The following is a 21,593-nucleotide window of genomic DNA, read 5'->3' as shown; positions in this document are numbered from 1 at the left end:
TCTTGGCAGATAAATACACACAGTTGGTCAGCCAGGGGCTCGGCAAGGACCTTGCGAAAAGGCTCGGCTTGCCACAGCCTGTGGAACTTCGACGGTATCGCCCCGGCGCACCGTTGGTCACCGGCCCTGTACTGGTCAGTGGGGACAGCGCGGGCGCCGATGACATCGCCACAACCCTGCTGGGCTGGGGCCTGGATGTACGTCGGAACGCGCTGCCCAAGGAAAAACTGGGTGCGATCGTCCTGGTCCTCGATGCCGTGCAGCACCCCGACGATCTGGGAAAGCCCGTGCTCACTGCCGGGGCTTCGCTGCGGGACCTGGCCGTCAACGCGAGGGTAGTCACCATCTCGCGGACCGCGGACTCCGCCCAATCTCCGGCCTCCGCAGCTGCACGACAGGGCATCGATGGCTTGCTGCGCTCACTGGCCAAGGAGCTTCGGGCAGGGGCAACCGCCAACGGCATTCTCCTGGACGACGACCTTGCGACCACCAGTCCCTCGGCACTGGGGGCCCTGCGGTTCTTCCTGTCGGGACGCTCGGCCTACGTTGACGGACAGTTCCTGACGGTCAGCTCCACCAGGGGCCTCATGCCGGGCGATCCGGAGAAGCCGCTGGCCGGCAAAGTTGCCGTGGTGACCGGCGCCGCGCGTGGCATCGGAGCGGCCATTGCCCGGACGCTTCACCGTGACGGTGCCACCGTAGTCGCTGTGGACATTCCCGCCGCCGGTGACCACCTGGCGAGGGTCGCCAACGAGGTCCGGGGGACCGCCCTGCAGCTGGACATCAGCCGCGACGACGCCGGCCATCGCATCATTGAGCACGCCGTGGAACGCCACGGACGGCTCGATATCGTTGTCCACAACGCGGGGATCACCCGGGACAGGCTGCTGGCCAACATGGATGAGGGCCGCTGGCGCTCAGTTATCGCGGTCAACATTGCGGCCCAACTCCGGATCAACGAAGCCTTGCTGGCCTCGGAACATTTCAAAGACTCGCCCCGTATCGTCTCGGTCGCCTCCACCAGCGGCATCGCCGGCAACCGCGGACAGACCAACTACGGCGCGTCAAAGGGCGGTGTGATCGGCATGGTGAGGTCCACCGCGGCACACATGGAACCATTCGGTGGAACCATCAACGCAGTTGCCCCGGGCTTCATTGAAACGGAGATGACAGCCAAGATGCCGTTCGCCATCCGCGAGGCGGCCCGCAGGCTCAATTCCCTCAAGCAAGGCGGCCAACCCCAGGACGTCGCCGAGGCCATAGCGTTCCTGGCCAGTGACGCCGCCGGCGGAATCACCGGCGGGGTATTGCGGGTCTGTGGCCAACAACTGGTGGGAGCATGAGCACCCTGCAGCCGGTGGTTCTTGGGGAGCTTCCCTCACTGTCCAAGTTGTACGTCAACGCGGCAGCAACAGCAGCGCGGCGCCGCGTTTTGGGGGCCGCGGGCGGGGAAAGGCAATTGCCCGCTGTCAGCCATGAGGTGCGGAACGTCCATGCCGACGTCGGAAACCTCACCGCCTACCAGCATCTGGTAGGCGAGAGCGCCAGCGATACCCTGCCCGCCGGATACGTTCATGCCCTGGCGTTCCCCGTGTCCATGAGTGTCATGAACCGGGACGATTTTCCTTTGCCCCTCCTGGGGATGATCCATCTGAAGAACAAGGTGGAGCAGAGGGTTCCCATCGAATTCTCCGAGTCCCTGAACATCCTTTCCTGGGCAGAAAACCTGTCCGGGCACAGGGCCGGGACCCAGGTGGACATTGCGGCCGAGGTACGTTCCAATGCCACCGGCGAATTGCTTTGGCGCGGTATCTCGACCTATCTCGCCAAGGGCAGCTTCCTGCCGGGCATCGACAAGCCGGGAGCATCCAACGGCGCCGTTGGGACCGGCGACTTTTCCCCGCCGGACCCTACGGCGCTCTGGCAACTTGGCTTGGACACCGGGCGGAGCTATGCCACGGTATCCGGCGACTTCAATCCGATCCACCTGAGCGTCCTGTCGGCCAAGGCGCTGGGCTTGCGTGGCTCCATAGCCCACGGCATGTACCTGGCCTCCCGCGCGTTGGCGGACGTTGGAGCGGTGAAAGCGGACTCGTTCGCCTGGGACGTCGCCTTCGAGGCTCCGGTGTTCCTTCCGGCGCGGGTCGCGTTGGACATCACCACGGTCCAATCGGAGTCGGGCGGCTGGCAGCGCTCGGATTACGTGGCGTGGAACCCTCGAAGCGGCCGTCGGCATTTCACAGGGACAGTCTCCGCCCTGGCCTAGGCATGATGGAGACGACGGCGGCGGTCACCCCTGGGGTGACCGCCGCCTTTTTCGTACTCGGTTTTGTAAAGGCCTCCAGCCCGGGTCACGGGTTGTTGCTGGTAGCGCTCTCCGGCACGTAGGCGCCTGCCCAGCGAAAAACTTCCTCGAAAAACCGGCTCCGCGCAGGTTCGGCCGAAAGCGCCAGGTCGTGGATGCCGCCGTCGATCCTTGCCAATGTCACCAGTCGGCCAAGCCTGGTACTGCGATCAGCGATGTGCCGGACGTCCAGGACGATGTCGTAGGAATTGATGGTCTCCATTGGTGCTGTCACTGCCGCACTGGCGGTCGATGCACACACCAGGACCGGGCAGCGGATATCGAGCCCTTTGGCGAGCTGGGCGTGCCCGCGCCGGATGGCGCGAAGCCAGCCGGCCAGCACCGGAAACCCTTCGAGCGGCTTCCATGAAAGGTTGAAATCCCAGGCACCCCCGGTGGTTGCGTGCAGGCTGCGGCCGTAGTGCTCACCCAGTACGCCCACCTGGCGCCGCGGCTGGTAGTTCGCCAGACGTTCGACGACGGCGGTCCCCACCGTGCGCTGGAAGAAGGGCTTATTGAGGTCGAACCATGGGCTGTTGAGGACCAAAGCGTCCACGATGCCATCGAAGCGCCGCCGGTGTGCCCACAGGCTGGTCACCAAACCACCCGTCGAGTGGCCAAGGACAACCAGGACGTCGTGTCCGTCCTCTTCCTTGATGATCCGGGCAGCCTCATCCAGCTCTTCGTCATAGCTTTCCAGAGACTCGATGTAGTTGGGCGTCTGGTGGGGGCGGAGGGAACGCCCGTATTTCCGGAGGTCCAGGGCGTAAAAGTCGTACCCGGCATTAATCCACTCATCGGCAAGGTGAACCTGGAAGAAGTAATCCACGAACCCGTGGACGTACAGCACCGCCCGGCCGTTGGCCGCCGGCGCCTTCCGGGACACGAGTGTAGCTACCACCTCACCCTCGGCATCCGGCTGGAGCGCCAGGGTCCGTGCCGAGTACTCAGCGCCGAGGATGTCTTCTGAGCTGTCCATGGTTTCCTTAGGTGGGCCGGGAAGAAACACTTGTGATCAAACTCGCATTGTATTTGCGGAGGTGTCTTCCCGGCAAAACAAACAAGGCCCGGAATCCATTGATTCCAGGCCTTGTGTTGGTGCGCGGAGGGGGACTTGAACCCCCACCCCCTTTCGAGGACTAGCACCTCAAGCTAGCGCGTCTGCCATTCCGCCACCCGCGCAGGTGGTGTTCAGAGAAGTGATTGAGCACCTTCCGGTGCTTTACTTTCCTCCGAAGCAGCGAGAAAAACTCTAACACGGTTTGGGGTAACGGAAAAATCGGGGCTGGTCAGGGCGCCTTCCCTGGTCGCCCTGCGACCCGGGGCGCAACGAATTCCTGACTGGGGCGGCTGCTGGTGAGTAGGCTGATGGGACACGGGACGGGCTGCGGAAGCCGCAACGCGCGTCGCCGGAACCTGCAGCCCAGCCACGCAAGGAGAGTTTCCATGTCTGTCATCCGCCCCGAAGACGAAGTAGTCCGGATCTGCCAGGAGCTCATCCGCATTGACTCCTCGAACTTCGGCGACGACACCGGCCCGGGGGAGCGCGCAGCGGCCGAATACACTGCCGGGCTCATCACCGAGGTTGGCCTCGAGGCTGAAATCTTCGAGTCCGCCCCGGGACGGGCCAATGTGGTGACCCGCCTGGCCGGAGAAGACCCCTCGGCTGACGCCCTGGTGGTGCACGGGCACCTGGACGTCGTTCCGGCCCTGAAGGACCAATGGAGTGTTGATCCTTTCAGCGGAGAACTGAAGGACGGGCTGGTTTGGGGCCGCGGCGCTGTGGACATGAAGGACATGGACGCCATGATCCTGTCGGTCATGCGCGACTTCGCCAGGACCGGCCGTAAACCCAAGCGGGACATCATCTTCGCCTTCTTTGCCGATGAGGAAGCCGGCGGCACGTACGGTGCCCGCTACGCCGTGGAACACCGGCGCGACCTTTTCGATGGCGCCACGGAGGCCATCTCCGAAGTGGGTGGTTTTTCCGCCACGATCGGCGGGCAGCGCACCTACCTGCTGCAGACCGCTGAAAAGGGTCTCTCCTGGCTGCGGTTGGTGGCCCATGGCCGTGCCGGCCACGGCTCCCAGATCAACACCGATAACGCGGTCACCCGGCTCGCTGCTGCCGTGACCCGGATCGGCGAGTACAAGTGGCCCGTGGAACTGACCCCCACCACCCGCCAGTTCCTGGACGGCGTGACGGAACTGACCGGCGTCGAATTCGACGCCGACAACCCGGACATCCTCCTGAAGGAGCTCGGCACCGTGGCCAGGTTCGTTGGAGCCACCCTGCAGAACACGTCCAACCCCACACTCCTTCGGTCGGGCTACAAGCACAACGTCATCCCGGAGTCGGCGGAAGCATTCGTTGACTGCCGCACCCTGCCTGGCCAGCAGGAGCTGGTTTTCGAGACCATCAAGGAGCTCGCCGGGGACGGCATCGAGATCAGTTACGTCAATAAGGACGTGTCCCTGGAGGTACCCTTCGCCGGGAACCTGGTGGACTCCATGATCGACGCCCTGCATTCAGAAGATCCCGGGGCAAAGGTCCTCCCGTACACCCTGTCCGGGGGCACCGATAACAAGTCGTTGAGCAAGATCGGCATCACCGGCTACGGATTCGCTCCGCTGATGCTTCCGGATGAGCTCGACTTCACCGGCATGTTCCACGGGGTCGATGAGCGTGTTCCGGCCGAGTCCCTCCAATTCGGCGCCCGCGTCCTGAACAAGCTACTGAGCAACTACTAGACGCCACCACCAGAAGGAGGCACTTGGATGGTTTCCGAAGAAATCCTGCCCGACGCCCTGCTCGAGCGCCTGCGCGGCCGGGCCGCAGGGTATGACCGCGACAACAGCTTTTTCCACGAAGACCTGGAGGAGTTGGCCAACGCGGGGTACCTCAAGCTTTTCGTGCCGGAGGCCGACGGCGGTTTGGGGCTCGGTCTCGAAGCGGTAGCGGCTTTGCAGCAACGTCTCGCCACGGCCGCCCCCGCTACGGCGCTGGCCGTCAACATGCACCTGGTGTGGACCGGCGTCGCGCGGGTGATGGCGGCCAGGGGCGACGATTCGTTGGACTTCGTCCTGAAGGAGGCCGGTAAGGGGGAGGTCTTTGCGTTCGGCATTTCGGAGGCGGGCAACGACTCCATGCTTTTCGATTCGGGCACGGTAGCCGAATCCCTGCCTGATGGTGGTTACCGTTTTACGGGCCGGAAAATCTTCACCAGCCTTTCCCGCGGTTGGACACGCCTGGGGACGTTCGGTAAGGACGCCGCCGCCAGGGACGGGGCAGGGGAGCTGGTGTTCGGCTTCATTCGCCGCGACGAACCCGGCCACGAAACGCTAAGTGACTGGGACACTTTGGGAATGCGGGCCAGCGCCTCGAACACCACCCTGCTGCATGGTGCCGTGGTTCCTCCGGACCGGATCTTCCGCAAACTGCCGGTGGGCCCTAACCAGGACCTGCTGATTTTCGCCATCTTCGCCTGCTTTGAAACGCTTCTCGCCGCCGTCTACACAGGCGTGGCAGAGCGTGCGTTCCTCCTGGGCGTCGAGAACGTCAAACGCCGTGTTTCGGCCAAGAATGGCGGCCGCAGCCTCGCCCAGGACCCCGACATCCGTTGGAAGGTAGCAGATGCCGCTTTGGCCATGGATGGAATCCAACCACAAATAGCGACGGTTGCCCGGGACGTCGACAACCTCGTGGATCATGGCGCGCAATGGTTCCCCAAACTTGTTGGGATCAAGTCCAGGGCGACGGAGAACGCACGCCACGTCGTGGACCTGGCAATCCGGGTAACAGGCGGTTCGAGCTATTTCAGGGGTTCTGAAATGGAGCGGCTGTACCGGGATGTGCTGGCGGGCATCTTTCACCCTTCCAACGACGAATCCGCGCACAACACAGTGGCCAACGCATGGCTCGGGCCCTTGGAGAAGTAGCCTCCCTGGGCGGTGGCGCCTAGACGGTCCGCTGTACGGAATAGACTTTTCGCCGCAGCCAGAAACGGCGGCCACCGCCCAGGTACAGGACGCTGCGTTCAAGTTCCCATTTGCCGTACTCCGAATGCTCGGCAAGCCTTCGACGGGCTTCAGGCAGCGAATCGTCAGGTCCCACCGTCAATACGAGGTACTCGTACTGGCGTGCGTAGTCTCGTTGGCGCTCCACGGAGCTGCCCGGAAATTGTTCTCTCATCCCTCTCCATTTTCGTCTTTTTCCGGCTAACGTGAAGTCATGAGCATCGATCCGCGTGTCGCGCTTCAATCACTGACCGCCGCCTTGGAAGAGCACCTGGCCGCAGCATCCGCCCGGCGGGGCGAAGGGGACCCCAATGTCGAGGCCGCGTTCTTCGCGGTTGCCGACGCTTTCGAGGTCTATGAGGACGCACTCTACGAGGCTTTCTCCGAGGTTACTCCGCTCCAGGTCTTCGACGACGAGGATGAGGACGACGACGAGGCACTCGATGAAGACTTGGAAATAGTGGAGGACTAGGACTCTTCCCCTTACACCGGCCACTTTCGGGTGGCCGGTTTTTTGTGCCCATTTTTCCTCGCTCCATTGCTTTTGACGCCCGCGATTCCGGGCTTTTTTGCGCGCTGGCCAGTGGCCGGGCCACGTAGTCCTGCCGGTGCCAGCTAGGTACTTGCACGTAGGGGCAATGGGTAACGCTGCGCAAACTTGAGTACCGACTACTGGTGCGCCCCCTGACGGCCGAGGCTTCACTGATATGTAGGCAATGGCAGGTCTGCGAAGAAGGCTGACATGGTGAAAGTTCCAGTCTTGCGTCTAGGCAAGGTAGCGGCACCCACGGGTCCGAACCATGCCACCGTGGGATCAGTCTTTCCAACGGAACCTGCCACTGCCGATGTCAATCCGCCGGCGTCTCCCTGGATTGACAAGTCCGTTGCTGCACAACGGACTGAAAAGGCGGGACTGGCGGCGCCGAGGCCGGATGTCACCCTGGACCTTGTGCCGCCAGTCACCCACCGGCGCTCCCGGGTTACCGCACCGCCCAAAGACCGCCTGACATGGACGCACCGGCTGACCACCAGCCTCCGACTGGCTGACACCATGTTGGTTGCGGCGGCCGTCACCGTCGGGTTCCTGGTGGATACGGAGGGATGGCCGTTCACCGCCGACACCCCGGCGCAGGCAAACCACCTGGTGCTGGGCGGGATGCTGGGCTTCGCTTGGCTGGCAGCACTGGAGGTCTACAGGACCCGGGATCCCAAAGTCTTGGGCGTGGGCCCCGAGGAATACAAGCGGGTCTTCTCAGCGAGCATCCGCGTCTTCGGTTTCCTTGCCATCGTGGCGGTAGTTTTCCGCCTTGAGGCTGTCAGTTCCTTCGTCCTGGTGTCCCTGCCGCTTGGCCTGATATCGCTGACAGGCAGCAGGTGGGGTTTCCGCCGGTGGCTGAGCCAGGAAAAGTCCCGGGGACGCTGCCTCTCGCGCGCCCTGGTTGTTGGGGAGCCGCAGGACGTCCGCTACGTGGTCAAGCAAGTCAACAGGAAATCCGGTGCCGTTTACGACATTGTGGGGGCCTGCCTTCCGGGCGCACGGCGCGGAGCGGTCCTGGTAGTAGACCACCAGCGGGTTCCGGTCCTGTCATCCCTGTACGGGATCGCACACACCGTCCGGCAGACAGGCGCGAACGCAGTAATTGTGGCCGGCCCCGTTCCCGGTGGCAACCAATTCATCCAGGAACTCGGATGGCGGTTGGAGGAAAACTCCGCGGAACTCGTCCTCGCCGCAACCCTGACCAACGTCGCCGGTCCACGCATCCACTGGCGGCCCGTCGAGGGACTTCCACTGATGCACGTCGATATCCCGCATTACTCCGGGGGCAAGCACACGCTCAAGCGCCTCATGGACATCGTCGTCTCAGCTGCAGCCTTGGTCGCCTTGGCGCCGGTGTTGCTTGTCCTGGCCGGAATAGTGCGAGCGGACAGTCCAGGCCCCATCCTTTTCCGGCAAGAGCGGATCGGCAAGAAGGGCACGACGTTCAGGATGCTGAAGTTCCGTTCCATGGTGGTCGACGCCGAATCCCAACTGGCAGCGCTAGGCAGCCAGGACGAAGGCGCGGGAGTCCTGTTCAAGATCCGGGGGGACCCACGGATCACACGGTGTGGTCGGTGGATGCGCAAATACTCCCTCGACGAACTGCCGCAATTCTGGAATGTCCTGGTGGGCGATATGAGCCTCGTGGGGCCCCGTCCACCGCTGTCCCGCGAGGTCAGCGCCTACGAACAACACACGCACCGGCGCCTGCTGATCAAACCGGGCATCACCGGCCTGTGGCAAATCAACGGGCGCTCCGACCTTCCCTGGGATGAAGCGGTCCGGCTGGATCTCTACTACGTGGAGAACTGGTCCCTGGCCGGTGACCTGATGATCATGTGGCGAACCTTCCGGGCGATGACCCGGGCATCCGGCGCCTATTAGCGACGACCTGCAGTACCGACCAAAAACCGGGCTACCAGCACAGAAGTTGAGTGGGAAATGAGCATACGAACTATTCCATCAGGACAACTGAACGGCCATGAGCTGCGGCCAAGGCTCCGCGTCGCGGTGGTGGGAGCAGGCTATTGGGGGCCGAACCTCGCCAGGAACCTCAAAGCGAGCCCCGACTGGGACCTCGTTGCCATCTGCGACCTCGACGTCGAACGCGGCCTGAAACTCGCCGGCTCGGTGGGCGGGGTGGCCGTCGTCGAGTCCTTGGACGAACTGCTGGACACCTACAACCTGGACGCGATCGCCGTCGCCACACCGGCGCACACCCATCACGGCGTGGTGATGACGGCCCTGCGCGCAGGAAAGCACGTGCTCGTGGAAAAGCCGCTCGCGGACAGCCGTGCCAAGGGACTGGAAATGGTGGAAGAAGCCAACGCCCGCGGGCTGGTCCTGATGGCCGACCACACCTACTGCTTCACCCCGGCAGTCCTCAAGATCCAGGAACTGGTCTCCAGCGGAGTGCTGGGCGACATCCTGTACGTTGACTCAGTCCGCATCAACCTGGGACTCGTCCAACCGGACGTCAATGTCTTCTGGGATCTGGCACCCCACGACCTCTCAATCCTCGACTTTGTGCTCCCCGGCGGGCTTCATCCCACGGAAATCTCGGCCCACGGCGCGGATCCCCTCGGCACCGGCCGGGACTGCGTGGGACATCTGACCTTCGGCCTGCCCAACGATGCGATCGTGCACATCCACGTGAACTGGCTCAGTCCCACCAAAATCCGCCAAATGATCATCGGAGGGTCGAAGAGGACCCTCGTGTGGGACGACCTGAACCCGCAGCAACGGCTCAGTGTCTACGACCGCGGAGTCAGCCTGGACCAGCAACCCAGATCAGCGGCCGATAAGAAGGCCTCAGCGATTTCCTACCGCTTGGGCGACACGTGGTCCCCGGCGCTGCAGGAACGCGAACCTCTCGGCCAAGTAGTAGCGGAACTGGCCACCTCCATCCGAAACCACACCCGGCCCCGCACCAGCGGCGAATCCGGGCTGCGGGTCCTGTCCGTCCTTGAGGCCGTGACCCAGAGCCTGGGTACCGATGGCCAGGCAACAGTGGTAGCCGGCAACGAGGTAAATCTCCAGGTCGCACGATGAAGAAGCTACTGGGCGCCAACGTGCTGGTCACCGGAGGCGCCGGAACCATCGGATCCACTCTGGTGGACCAACTGCTCGACGCCGGTGCGGCGCATGTGGACGTCCTGGACAACCTGGTCCGGGGACGCCGGGCCAACCTGGACGGCGCACTGGCCACCGAACGCGTCCAACTCGTCGAAGGCGACCTGCGGGACAGGGATCTCGTCCACGACCTCACCCACGGCAAGGACCTGGTCTTCCACCAGGCGGCCATCCGCATCACCCAATGCGCGGAAGAACCCCGGCTCGCCCTCGAAGTGTTGGTGGATGGCACGTTCAACGTGTACGAGGCAGCCGTAGAACACAAAGTGGACAAGCTCATCTCGGCGTCCAGCGCCTCTGTTTACGGAATGGCCGAGCAGTTCCCCACCAAGGAAAACCACCACCACCACAACAACGACACCTTCTACGGAGCCGCAAAATCCTTCAACGAGGGGATGGCCAGGAGCTTCCGCGCCATGTCGGGCCTGGACTACGTCATCCTGCGCTACTTCAACGTCTACGGACCCCGCATGGACGTGCACGGGCTCTACACCGAAGTGCTGGTGCGCTGGATGGAACGGATCGTCGATGGCCAGCCACCCATGATCTTCGGCAGCGGAGAGCAAACAATGGACTTCGTCCACACCGCGGACGTGGCCAGGGCCAACGTCCTGGCAGCCGTCAGCGACGTGCGCGAAGGGGCCTACAACGTGGCCAGCGGCACCGAAACCAGCCTGGCCGAACTGGCTCAAACCCTGCTGACGGTCATGGAATCCCCACTGCACCTTGAACACGGCCCGGAACGCGCAGTGAATGGGGTTGCCCGGCGCCTGGCGGACGTCACCGCTGCCCGGGAAGACCTCGGCTTCGAAGCAGCGGTCGGCCTGGAAGACGGGCTGCGGTCGCTGGTCTCCTGGTGGCGTCCCCTCCGCGACGAGATTGCAGCAGCCCGGCTGGTGGACCGCCCTGGGGCGCCGGCAGTTGGTGCGCGATGACCATCTCCGAGACACGCTTGGGCCGCATCGACGTCATGAAACCCTGGCTGGGCGAAGAGGAAGCCCAAGCCGTGGCCGACGTGATCGCTTCGGGTTGGGTCGCACAAGGCCCCAAGGTTCGCCAGTTCGAAGAAGCGTTCGCAGTGGAACAGGAATCCCGTCATGCGGTGGCAACCTCCAGCTGCACCTCGGCCCTTCACCTGGCGCTCGCCGTCGCCGGCGTCGGCCCGGGAGACGATGTGGTGGTCCCGTCTTTCTCTTTCATTGCCACCGCCAACGCACCTACCTACATGGGGGCGCGTCCCGTGTTCGCCGACGTCGATATCCAGACGGGCTGCCTGACCGCAGAGACGGTCGAGAAGGCCCTCACACCGGCCACCAAGGCCGTCATCGCCGTAGACCAGGGCGGGGTTCCGGTTGACTTGGATCCCATCAGGTCCCTCTGCGATGGCCGCGGCATCATCGTGGTCGAAGACGCGGCCTGCGCCATCGGCTCCCGCTATCGCAGCCGTCCGGTAGGCGCCGGGGCCGAGGTGGCCGCGTGGTCCTTCCATCCCCGCAAGATCCTCACCACCGGTGAAGGTGGAATGCTCTCCACTCCGCGCCAGGACTTCGCCGACCGGGCACGGCGCCTCCGGGAACACGCCATGAGCGTTTCGGCCACCGACCGGCACGCCAGCATCCTCGCCCCCGCCGAAGAGTACCTCGAAGTCGGTTTTAACTACCGCATGACCGACCTTCAGGCCGCCGTCGGACTGGTCCAACTGGGGCGCCTCCATGAGGCTGTCCAGCGGCGTCGTGAACTGGCCGCCACCTACGCGAATGCGTTTGCCGGCGTCGAAGGTCTCAGGCTGGTCAGCGACCCCGGATACGGCACCAGCAACTTCCAATCCTGCTGGCTGGAAATCGGTCCTGCATTTCCGTTGGGGAGGGATGCCCTCATGACCCGACTCGCCGAAGACGGCATCTCCGCACGGCGCGGCATCATGGCAGCCCATCGCCAACCGGCCTACGCCGGAAAGGACACAGGCCACGCGGCGCTTCCGGCCACGGAATGGTTGACCGACCACACTCTGATCCTCCCGGTGTACCACCAGCTGGCCCTCCACGACCAAGTCCGCGTGATCGATTCCGTACTCCGCGTGGCAGGACAAGGACGATGAGCGAGCTCCTTCTTATTGCCGCCAGCGGACTCGCCCGCGAAGTCCTGGCGATGGTCAGGAGCAGCGGGCCGTTCGACGTCGTCGGCATCCTCGACGACGACGAGGACAAACTCGGGCGCGTGGTCGACGGCGCCCATGTACTCGGGCCCGTCAGGGACGCCCTGCTGTTCCCACATGCGCTGTTGCTGGTCTGTATCGGATCAGGAGCCGGCCGCGAGAGCGTAGTGATGCGGTTACGGTCCTTGGGGCTCGCAGAAGACCGTTACGCCACCGCAATCGATCCCACAGTCAATGTCCCGGAAGGGTGTGTGATCGGCGCAGGCAGTATCCTCCTGGCCCACGTCAGCATGACAGCCTCCGTCACTATCGGCAGCCATGTAGTCGCCATGCCCGGGGTTACCTTCACCCACGACGACATCATTGGCGACTTCGCGACGTTCGCTTCCGGGGTTTCGCTCGGTGGGAACGTCAGCATTGGCCGCGCCGCCTACATAGGAATGAACGCCAGTGTCCGCGAGCGCCGTTCCATTGGCGCGAAAGCCACCATCGGCATGGGCGCGGCGGTCCTCACCGACGTGCCTGATGACGAGACGTGGGCGGGTGTCCCGGCCCGGGTCATCCGGCGGGGCAACTCTCCAGCGCTGGAGGGGGCCCAGTGACCGTCCGGATTTCCTTGCCAGTAAAGAGGCCACCGACACCCAGCCGGGCGTTTGTGATAAGCGTCGTCAACGCCTTCATCACCAAGCTCGGTACCATCGGCATTGGCATTGCACTCGCGCGCCTGCTCGGACCCGAAGAATTCGGAACCTACGCGGTGGCATTCATTGCCCTTGTAGCGGTCCTGAGCTTCAACGAGTTGGGTGTCAGCCTCGCCATTGTGCGGTGGCCGGGCGATCCGAAGGACATAGCACCCACTGTCACCACGATCTCCACCGTGTGCAGCGTCCTCCTGTTCGGCATCTCCTATGCGGTTGCACCGGCCTTCACAGCCGCCATGGGAAACGAGGCCGCAACAGATGTGGTCCGGGCGCTTGGTCTCTGCATCGTGCTCAACGGCCTGGTAGCCACGCCCGCTGCCCTCCTCCAACGGAACTTCCGGCAAGGCCAGCGCATGGTCATCGACCAAGTCAACGTATGGCTTGGGGCAGGTGCCTCCCTGATTCTTGTGATCGGGGGAATGGGGGCGATGAGCCTGGCCGTTGGCAGGGTTTTGGCCAGCCTTGTTGCCGCGGCCCTGTTCCTTGCCTATTCGCCGTTGCCGTACCGTTTTGGTTTCTCTGCGACGTCCGCAAGGGCGCTGCTCTTCTTCGGGCTGCCCTTGGCCGGGGCGAGCGCCGTGGTGTTCGCGGTGGGCTATGTTGATCAGCTAGTTGTCGGACGGATGCTTGGACCTGTCACACTTGGCCTGTACGTGATGGCGACCAATATGGCGGGGTGGCCGGCCAGTTTGCTCTCTCAGCCGCTTCGCAGCGTGGCGCCGGCAATATTTTCCCGGTTGCAGGGCTCGCCGGAAGACATGCGACGTTCGATGCTGAGGATTCTCGGTGTGGTGTCTGCTGTTATGTTGCCGGTCTCGTGTGTTCTTGCTGCCAGCGCCCTACCCGTTGTCACGGTGCTTTACGGCGAAAATTGGGCAGCGGCGGCCGTGGCGCTGGCATGGCTGGCACCGGTGGCCGTCTGCAAGGTGCTCCACGAGCTTTTTTATGACTACCTGGTAGTCCTGAAGCAATCCATATCCATTCTGCATGTCCAGGTCTTCTCACTCGGTGCTTTGGTCCCCGCCCTGCTCCTGGGGGCGCACTTTGGTGGCCTGGCCGGAGCGGCAGCGGCCCCCCTGCTGGTGGCCCTTGTGGTGACGTCTCCGCTGTACCTGAGGGCGCTTGGCCGCGCAGGCCTGACCCTGCGCATGATCCTTGGCCACCTAGCGGTTTCCTTGGCTGTTTCCCTGGCGGCCGGGGCCATCAGCTGGGTGCTGGCAACGTATGCAGGCGAACACCTGATGGCCCTCATTGGAAGCGTGCTGGTTGGGCTGGCCGCCATGGTGCTGACCGTTTTCCTGCGGCGTGGAGATATCGCCGCCCTCCGGCTCTTGCGAGGGGAACAGGAGCAAACATGAAAATCCTGGTGTATCCACATGACTTACGGATCGGCGGAAGCCAACTGAACGCCATTGAACTTAGTTCGGCAGTTCGCGACCTCGGTCATGAAGTGGTGGTATTCGGACAGCCGGGTCCTCTTGCTGACATGGTGAAAAGAGCCGGCCTGGAGTTCATCGGAGCTCCCTCTCCCCGTAAACGCCCTTCACCCTCCGTCGTGCGGGCCTTGGTTGGCCTGGTACGAAGCAGGGGACTGGACCTGCTTCACGGCTATGAGTGGCCGCCGGCACTTGAATGCCTACTGGCCTCGCGCTTGGGCGGCGCCAGTTGCAGCGCAGCAACTGTCATGTCCATGTCGGTGGCTCCCTTCATACCGAAGTCGATGCCCCTGGTTGTGGGCACGGCCCAGATCTTCCAAACCGAAGCCGACTTCGGACGTCAGCGTTTGCTGTTGGTCGAACCCCCGGTGGATGTCGAGGCCAACAACGTTGAGGCTGTCTCGAATGGTCGCCGTTTCCGGCGGCAGTTCGGGCTGGAAGACGACGTCCGGAACGTAGTGTGCGTCTCGCGCCTGGCCAAAGAGTTGAAGCTCGAAGGGATCCTGTCCTCAATGGACGCGGTCGCGGCCGTTGCGCCGCGCAGCAAGGTACGGCTTGTCGTTGTCGGTGACGGCCCCGGCATGGCCGCCGCGGCGGCGAAAGCTTCAGCCATCAACGAATCCCTGGGGCGCGCGGTGGTGCTGCTGACCGGGGAATTGACGGACCCGCGCGGGGCGTACGCGGCTGCGGACATTGTCCTGGGCATGGGAGGCTCGGCCCTACGCGGGATGTCGTTCGGTAAACCGCTGGTTGTTCAAGGGGAACGGGGTTTCTGGAAGGTGCTTACTCCAGAGACACTTCCTGAGTTTCTGTGGCAAGGATGGTATGGAGTTGGCCGGGGCCCAGCCGACGGGTTGGCAGACCTGACGGACATTCTGACCCACCTCCTGGACGATGGGCCCTTGCGGGAATCACTTGGTGCCTTTGGGCGGCAGGTTGTTGAACAGCGATTCTCGCTTCAGTCCGCCGCGCGGGTCCAGGAAGCCTTCTACCGCGACATTCTGCAGGATCGCGCCCACATGCCACTATCGCTGCTGGCCGAGGCAACAGCCGCCGGCCGGTACATTGCCCACGTAGGACGGCGAAGGTATCACCGCCTCTTCGGACAGAGTGCAGCCGAGGACTTCAACGCAAACCCCGTTGCCGCCCGGATGCCTGCTGCGACCTCCACTGTGAGAACCCCATGAAATCCATCGTGTATATGTCCGGCACCCGCTGGGACAGCCTCCCGGGAACCGACAAGATGCTGGCCCTGTCCCTGGCCAAGTCCCATCACGTGCTCTGGGTCGACCACCCCGTACCCTTTTCCCGGTACCCCGACGTCAAGCAGAACCTCGTCCAAAGCCTCCGGGGCAAAACAGAGGAAGTGGACCCACACATTGCCAGGCTGCGTATTCCAGCATTGCCGGGGGTGAGCAAACCTGTGGTACGCCACTCGACGGACATCATCGCCAAGCACTGCATCAATTCCGCCATCACGAACGCAGCGCTGCCCGTCGCCGGCGTCATCAATGCCTCGCCCATCATGTTGTTCCCAACCCACCCAGGCGGGATCCGGCTCCTCCACGTCACGGATGACTGGTTCGCAGGCTCGGCATTGATGGGCTTTTCACCCACGTTCTTACGTCGGATCTTCCTTTCAAACGCAGCCACGGCAGACGTCATCTCTGCAGTCTCACCACACCTGGCTGACAAGGTCTCCACCCTTTCGGGCAAGCCCGTTGAAGTGCTGGCCAATGGCTGCAGCCCGCTGGATATGTTCGGCTCAGCGGTACGCCAACCCGTCGTGGCACTCCTTGGGCAACTCAATGAACGGCTGGACCTGAACATCCTCGAATCCGTCGCGTCCACGGGGGTTCCGCTGCTGGTCATTGGCCCCAGGGCCGAAGGCGACCCCGTATTCCGGTCCCGGATGGATGCCCTGCTGGCCAGGCCCACCGTGGATTGGCGGGGAGCCATGCCGCCCGACCAAGCCGCCGCCCTCCTGCAAGCCGTGTCAGTGGGTATCACGCCGTACGCTGACACCGAGTTCAACCGCTCAAGCTTCCCCTTGAAGACCCTCGAGTACCTCTCCGCCGGACTCCCCGTGGTGGCCACCGATCTGCCGGCCTCACGCTGGATCGGATCCCCGGCAATCACCTTGGCCCGTACACCCGAACAATTTTCCTCGACGATCCTTGACTTGCTGCAGCAAAACCTCACCCGCGCCCGACGACAAGACATCGTGGACTCAGTCCGTCCGCACAGCTGGGACGCGCGCGCAGCACAGGCACTCACACTGCTGCGCCGCCCCGCCGCCCAAGGGCAAGCGCTCCAAAGCCCCCCACAAGCTGATCAATTCACTGCCCCCGCGGCGGACAACCAGGACGGCGCACCCGACCACGTTTTCCTCACACGCTTCAATCTTCCATCCGCAGGTTTCGAAAGCCTGGTCCGCGCCAAGGACGGCTGGCTGCGCCACCGGGTGGGCCTGTTCGAGAGGTTCTGCCTCCCGTCAATGCGCGCACAAACCCGAAAGAACTTCCACTGGATTGTCTACTTCGACCCCGAAAGCCCCGAATGGCTAAAGCAATGGATAGGGACGGTCAACCACGACGACGTCTTTACCCCCCTCTTCCGAGACGAAGTCCCGGCCCATGAACTCATCACGGACATCAAACAAGTCACGGGAGCGAGAGCGCAAACACTACTGACGACAAACCTGGACAACGATGACGGCCTTGCCTCAGACTTCGCGGCCCGTGTACAGGACGTTGCATGCGAAGCGGTGCCCACGGCCATCTACCTGACAACCGGCCTCGTGAGAACCGACAATTCCGTGTACCTCCGACGCGACCCACGAAACGCCTTCTGCTCAGTCAAGGCCCCCTGGTCCAGCCCAACCACATGCTGGGCCGCCTGGCATGACCGCCTCGGCGAAAACATGGGCACGGCAAACAGCGGAGGACCCGCCGCGTGGCTGCAGGTCATCCACGGGGACAACGTCAGCAACCGCGTCCGCGGGCGCCTGGTCGACCCAGCGCCCTATCAACAGCGGTTCCCCGGGATGCTCACCGATATCAAACCCGTCAGCATCCGCGATTTCATCCTCGACGTCCTCGTGGCGAACTCATGGAGGATGTCCCGGGAGCTCCTTCGAGCCGGCACCAAGGCCGCCGTCATCAAGATCCTCGGCACGGCGGGAATCGACAAGGTGAAACTTTTTCTTGGACACGGCCGACGGGAGATCCAGCGATGCAAATAGGAACAATACTGAGAAGCTTGGGGCGAAGGTGGTACCTCGTGTTGCTGGGACTACTTCTGACAGTCGCTTTTTGCTACCTGGTCCAGCAAACAACACCGGAAAAATACAAAAGCCAAGCAAGCCTGGTCATCATGCCCTCAGCCCACAGCGTCGGCGAAGACGGAAACCCATACTTGAACCTGGGCGGCATGGGGGAGGCCCTCGATATCCTCACGCGCCGGCTGTCATCCGAAGAGGTCAGAAAGCAGATAGCCGCCGACTTCCCCAACGCCACCTACACCGCAGAAACCGACAAAGGCACCAGCGGCGCCATCCTCCTCATCACGGCCACCTCACCGGATCCCAACGACTCGCTGGGCACCACCCAAGCAGTCATGAAAACGGCTCCCACCCTCCTAGGGCAAATGCAGGAAGCCCTCAACGTTCCGGAAACGTCCAGGATCTCCACCATGACGCTGCTGGTCGACGGCAAAGCAACCCCTGAGACCAAAGCCAGGACGCAGATTCTCCTGATCTCAGCCGCGGGCGGTGTAGGCCTCACCCTGGTCCTGGTGGTGCTCGTCGACAGTCTCCTTAAGACCCGGGCCACACGCAAAACAAGGCCTGAAGCACCAACCCAAAGCCAACGTCCGATCAAGGGCTTCCGGCCCCGGCGGATCACGGCCCGTCCAGGAGCCATCCCTGTCATAGGCGCCGACACCACCGCACGGACCAGGCACGCCAAGGGCAACCCTCAACGTGACGGATACCTTGACCAGGACGAACTCAAACCACCGGTACCCAGCTCACAAATGCCGACGTCGACATGACCTCCCAAACATTGCTGCGCCTCCTGAGGAAGCGATGGTACGTTGCCTTCGCCGTCATTCTCCTCGGTCTCGCAGGGCTGGGGGCGATCCGCGCACAAGAGCCCGTGTATTGGGCCCAAACCGAAGTGTCATTCGTAGCCCCCAACAGCGACCCCGCCTACTGGATACCCGGGGGAGACAACGCAGTGCTCGTCCCCTTCGCAGCCCTCGTCGAACGCCGCGTCAACGCCGATTCCGACTCCGTCGACCTCGTGCTGGCACGCGGCACCTTATACGGAGCCGGCGTCAAGCAGGGCTACTCAGTGACCCTCCCCAACGCCGGGGGCCAGTGGGCCAAAAGCTTCACCCGGCCTGTCCTCCTGGTACAGGTCGTGGACTCGAGCGCGGAGAACGTCAACCGCGTCCTCTCCGCCGTCATCGACCGCATCAATGCCGCATGCGGTGCACTCCAGAAGGAGATGCACGTTGACTCACGGCTCATCTTCACAGTGTCTACGCCTTCGAGTCCGGAGATCATCTTTGGCGGAGGAACGCAGGTGGACCGCCTCAAGGGCGCCGCAATCTGGTTGACCCTGTTTGCTGGCGCAGCTCTGGCGGTTACCTACACCGTCGATCGACGTCTCACCCGGCGGCGCGGCACCACGGAGGAGGTGATCCGACACGATGCGAAACCTGCCACAAGGCGGCATCCTGCCACACCTGCCAGATGAATCGGGGAAGCCGTCCAAAGCCACGTCCCAAGTGGTGACCCTTGTGACCATCTTCCTCGTCGCAACCTGTGCCGTGCCTTCGAACCTCACCATATCGGCCCTCGGAAGTGTGGGCCGCCCAACAATAATTGTCGGCTTGATCGCGCTCATCTGGTGGATACTCCACCACGTCCAGCGAACAAGCCCCACTCCGGAAACCCGACGGCCACTCCGCATAGCGCTCGCAGTCTTTCTGGCCGCGGCCGGTGCCAGTTACGCCATTGCGATGCTTCACGGTTTGCCCGATAAAGAGTCCAGCCCAGCTGACGCGGGACTGATCAGGCTCTGCGCATGGGCGGGAATCCTCCTGCTGATCCATGACGGAGTAAGGAACCGCCATGAACTGCTCACCGTGATGCGGAGGGTGGTTCTCGTTGGCACGTTCACCGCAGCCTTGGGATTGCTGCAATTCATCACCGGAAACTCTTGGGTTGACAGCATTAGCATCCCCGGCATGACGGCCACCGCCGATTTTTCGAACATAGATCTCAGGGCCGGGTATGTCAGGGCGGCAGGGATGGCAGCCCACCCGCTCGAATATGGTGTAGTGCTGACAAGTTCATTCCCCATGGCGCTGACTTTGGCGCTGACTTCGAAGCGTAAGGCGTGGCTGACCCGTTGGCTGCCGGTTGGGGCCATTACCCTCGCCTCTGTGTTGTCCGTTTCCCGATCAGCACTGATCGCCGTCGCCATCGCCTTTTTTGTTTTGATTCCGGTCTGGCCGAAAGCAACGCGGCGGCGCGCTTATGTGGCAATCGCCGGACTTCTGGTCCTTGTGTCCCTTGTGACGCCAGGCATGCTCGGCACGCTTCGGGGTCTTTTCACGGTCGGAGCCGACGATTCCAGCATCACCTCCCGGACCAACGGTTACTCGACCGCTCTTGGCATGCTCGCAAACAACCCCATCATCGGACGCGGTTTCGGGACCTTCCTGCCCGAATATGTGATCGTCGACAACCAATATTTGGGGCTGCTGGTCGAGCTGGGAGTCATAGGGCTCATGCTGTTCATAGCCCTGGTCGTCACAGGAATTTCCTGCGCCTGGCGTTCCCGGGCATGTTCGACCGATGACACCATGCGCCAACTCAGCCAAGCTATTCTCGCGTCTGTAGCAGCCATCGCCGTCACTTTCGGCTTCTTCGACGGGCTTTCCTTTCCAATGGCAGCAGCCATGTTGTTCTTCATGCTTGGCGTTGCAGGGGCGCTATGGCGGATAACCCAGGAAGAACAAGGTCCATTGCTTCTGGCTCCGTCAACGGGACGGCGCCCACTGTTCCATCACCCGGGATCGTTTCGCGAAAGTGAGTCACCGTGACGCCGTCATCCGAGGATCCAACCCTGACCCTGCCGAGGACATTGCTGGTAAAAACGCGGGGGCGATCCACCATGACACCCGCCGAGCGTGAGCTTCGGGAGCGCATGGGTACCGAACCCCGCAGCCTTCTGTTCGAGCAAGTCCTCAACTGTGATGTCCTGGACGAAAATGCCCTTGAGAGGGTGACTGGCTTCCGTTCACGGCTCTACAAACACATCCCCGCCTTCGCTGCCCAGGCGATCGAAGCGACCGTCTTGAGCCGCTCATACGACGTCGTTATTACCTGGTCAGAAAGGCACTCCGTTGCCGTCGCAGCGATGTTCGCACTGCTTCGTATAAGGACACCCCACCTGGCGATGATGTTCTGGCTCTCCAAGCCGGCAGTGCGGTGGCCGCTTCGGTTCTGTCGAAACGGCGTGGACCGACTCGTCACCTGGAGCTCAGTCCAAAGGGATGTCGCCATCAGGGATATCGGTTTTGGTGCCGGTGACGTTGAACTTGTCCGCCATCCGGTAGACCTGGAATTCTTTTCGCCACGGGAATCGCCGCGGACCATCATTTTCTCGGCTGGTTCCACCGAACGGGACTTTCGTACGCTGGCCGAAGCTGCCAAAGACATGGACGCGACGGTCCGCATTGCAGCATCATTGGTTGTCGCGCTCGACGGGTACAAGATCGTCACCACGGACGTGCGGGATGAATCAGGTTGGCCGGACAACTTCGACGTCCGTCCCTTGACGTCGTTGGAGCTTCGTGAAGCCTACGCAGCCGCACAAGTGGTTGTTGTTCCGTTGCTGCCGACCGACATCGACGCCGGCGTCAACGTCATCCTTGAGGGCATGGCGATGGGGCGTCCGGTGGTCGCGACGCAAACGCGTGGCCAGGTCGACGTGGTGAACGACGGCCAAAACGGGCTCTTCGTACCCGCAGGAGACGCAAAATCACTCAGGGAGCGTTTAGACGCGTTGAGAAACGATCCCGAGTACGCGGAAGAGCTGGGCCGCAGGGCCCGTAGCTATGTTGAAGCACACCACAGTCTGGAATCATTCGTCGACAGGGTCAGGGACAACGTTGCTACGCTTGCCGCCCGGCCCGTCAAACGTCGTCGCTTCCGCAAGGTTGTCTCCAGGGCGCCGGTTTCTCCGTTGTAGGT

General features: G+C 63.0%; 19 protein-coding genes and 1 tRNA gene. 17 read left to right on the top strand and 3 right to left on the bottom strand.

Annotation, left to right across the window (positions count from 1 at the left end; all coding sequences use genetic code 11):
• Positions 1-2: 2 nt before the first annotated feature.
• Positions 3-1,343 carry a 3-oxoacyl-ACP reductase gene (locus J2Y68_RS01505; RefSeq protein WP_309988803.1) on the top strand — a complete coding sequence of 447 codons (1,341 nt, stop codon included), beginning with the start codon at positions 3-5 and terminating at the stop codon, positions 1,341-1,343.
• Positions 1,340-2,266: a MaoC family dehydratase gene (locus J2Y68_RS01500; protein ID WP_309988800.1), complete on the top strand. Its 927-nt coding sequence runs from the start codon at positions 1,340-1,342 to the stop codon at positions 2,264-2,266. The genes J2Y68_RS01505 and J2Y68_RS01500 overlap by 4 nt, the downstream gene beginning before the upstream one ends.
• A gap of 85 nt (positions 2,267-2,351) precedes the next feature.
• Here J2Y68_RS01500 and J2Y68_RS01495 read toward each other — a convergent pair whose 3' ends face one another.
• Both J2Y68_RS01495 and J2Y68_RS01490 read right to left on the bottom strand, forming a co-directional pair.
• Positions 2,352-3,323, bottom strand: coding sequence for an alpha/beta hydrolase (locus tag J2Y68_RS01495; RefSeq protein WP_309988797.1), 972 nt, complete (start codon positions 3,321-3,323; stop codon positions 2,352-2,354).
• A 117-nt stretch (positions 3,324-3,440) separates the two neighbouring features.
• Positions 3,441-3,526, bottom strand: a tRNA-Leu gene (locus J2Y68_RS01490).
• A gap of 264 nt (positions 3,527-3,790) precedes the next feature.
• Here J2Y68_RS01490 and J2Y68_RS01485 point away from each other — a divergent pair.
• Together J2Y68_RS01485 and J2Y68_RS01480 are read left to right on the top strand one after the other, a co-directional pair.
• Positions 3,791-5,095: a M20/M25/M40 family metallo-hydrolase gene (locus J2Y68_RS01485; protein ID WP_309988795.1), complete on the top strand. Its 1,305-nt coding sequence runs from the start codon at positions 3,791-3,793 to the stop codon at positions 5,093-5,095.
• 27 nt (positions 5,096-5,122) lie between these two features.
• Positions 5,123-6,283, top strand: coding sequence for an acyl-CoA dehydrogenase family protein (locus J2Y68_RS01480; RefSeq protein WP_309988794.1), 1,161 nt, complete (start codon positions 5,123-5,125; stop codon positions 6,281-6,283).
• A gap of 19 nt (positions 6,284-6,302) precedes the next feature.
• Here J2Y68_RS01480 and J2Y68_RS01475 read toward each other — a convergent pair whose 3' ends face one another.
• A complete protein-coding gene (locus tag J2Y68_RS01475) occupies positions 6,303-6,536 on the bottom strand; it encodes a DUF5703 family protein (protein WP_017200923.1) in 234 nt (77 codons plus the stop codon).
• 39 nt (positions 6,537-6,575) lie between these two features.
• Between J2Y68_RS01475 and J2Y68_RS01470 the strand changes: the two genes are divergently transcribed.
• The 13 genes from J2Y68_RS01470 to J2Y68_RS01410 all read left to right on the top strand — a co-directional run bounded on the left by J2Y68_RS01470 (position 6,576) and on the right by J2Y68_RS01410 (position 21,591).
• Entirely contained in the window at positions 6,576-6,833 is a 258-nt protein-coding gene (locus tag J2Y68_RS01470; RefSeq protein WP_211712681.1) for a hypothetical protein, read from the top strand.
• A gap of 270 nt (positions 6,834-7,103) precedes the next feature.
• On the top strand, positions 7,104-8,783 hold the full coding sequence (locus J2Y68_RS01465) for a sugar transferase (RefSeq protein WP_309988790.1): 1,680 nt from the start codon (positions 7,104-7,106) through the stop codon (positions 8,781-8,783).
• 57 nt (positions 8,784-8,840) lie between these two features.
• The gene (locus tag J2Y68_RS01460; RefSeq protein WP_309988788.1) at positions 8,841-9,950 is read left to right on the top strand and encodes a Gfo/Idh/MocA family protein; all 1,110 of its coding nucleotides are present in this window, start codon (positions 8,841-8,843) and stop codon (positions 9,948-9,950) included.
• Positions 9,947-10,966, top strand: a complete 1,020-nt coding sequence (locus tag J2Y68_RS01455) for an NAD-dependent epimerase/dehydratase family protein (protein WP_309988786.1) — start codon at positions 9,947-9,949, stop codon at positions 10,964-10,966. The genes J2Y68_RS01460 and J2Y68_RS01455 overlap by 4 nt, the downstream gene beginning before the upstream one ends.
• On the top strand, positions 10,963-12,129 hold the full coding sequence (locus tag J2Y68_RS01450; protein ID WP_309988784.1) for a DegT/DnrJ/EryC1/StrS family aminotransferase: 1,167 nt from the start codon (positions 10,963-10,965) through the stop codon (positions 12,127-12,129). The genes J2Y68_RS01455 and J2Y68_RS01450 overlap by 4 nt, the downstream gene beginning before the upstream one ends.
• Positions 12,126-12,788: an acetyltransferase gene (locus tag J2Y68_RS01445; protein WP_309988782.1), complete on the top strand. Its 663-nt coding sequence runs from the start codon at positions 12,126-12,128 to the stop codon at positions 12,786-12,788. Before J2Y68_RS01450 ends, J2Y68_RS01445 begins: the two co-directional genes overlap by 4 nt.
• Positions 12,789-12,841: 53 nt before the next feature.
• Complete coding sequence (locus J2Y68_RS01440; protein ID WP_309988780.1) at positions 12,842-14,245, top strand: oligosaccharide flippase family protein; 1,404 nt, start codon at positions 12,842-12,844, stop codon at positions 14,243-14,245.
• Positions 14,242-15,510, top strand: a complete 1,269-nt coding sequence (locus tag J2Y68_RS01435) for a glycosyltransferase family 4 protein (protein ID WP_309988777.1) — start codon at positions 14,242-14,244, stop codon at positions 15,508-15,510. The genes J2Y68_RS01440 and J2Y68_RS01435 overlap by 4 nt, the downstream gene beginning before the upstream one ends.
• A complete protein-coding gene (locus tag J2Y68_RS01430; protein ID WP_309988776.1) occupies positions 15,507-17,567 on the top strand; it encodes a glycosyltransferase in 2,061 nt (686 codons plus the stop codon). The genes J2Y68_RS01435 and J2Y68_RS01430 overlap by 4 nt, the downstream gene beginning before the upstream one ends.
• 38 nt (positions 17,568-17,605) lie before the next feature.
• Positions 17,606-18,376: a hypothetical protein gene (locus J2Y68_RS01425; protein ID WP_309988773.1), complete on the top strand. Its 771-nt coding sequence runs from the start codon at positions 17,606-17,608 to the stop codon at positions 18,374-18,376.
• Positions 18,373-19,086, top strand: coding sequence for a hypothetical protein (locus J2Y68_RS01420; protein ID WP_309988771.1), 714 nt, complete (start codon positions 18,373-18,375; stop codon positions 19,084-19,086). Before J2Y68_RS01425 ends, J2Y68_RS01420 begins: the two co-directional genes overlap by 4 nt.
• Complete coding sequence (locus J2Y68_RS01415) at positions 19,040-20,440, top strand: O-antigen ligase family protein (protein ID WP_309988768.1); 1,401 nt, start codon at positions 19,040-19,042, stop codon at positions 20,438-20,440. The genes J2Y68_RS01420 and J2Y68_RS01415 overlap by 47 nt, the downstream gene beginning before the upstream one ends.
• Entirely contained in the window at positions 20,437-21,591 is a 1,155-nt protein-coding gene (locus J2Y68_RS01410; protein ID WP_309988765.1) for a glycosyltransferase family 4 protein, read from the top strand. The genes J2Y68_RS01415 and J2Y68_RS01410 overlap by 4 nt, the downstream gene beginning before the upstream one ends.
• The last annotated feature ends 2 nt before the right edge of the window (positions 21,592-21,593 follow it).

This window comes from Paenarthrobacter nitroguajacolicus (assembly GCF_031455195.1).
Classification (GTDB): domain Bacteria; phylum Actinomycetota; class Actinomycetes; order Actinomycetales; family Micrococcaceae; genus Arthrobacter; species Arthrobacter nitroguajacolicus_D.
This window is presented reverse-complemented; position numbering and strand designations above follow the sequence as displayed.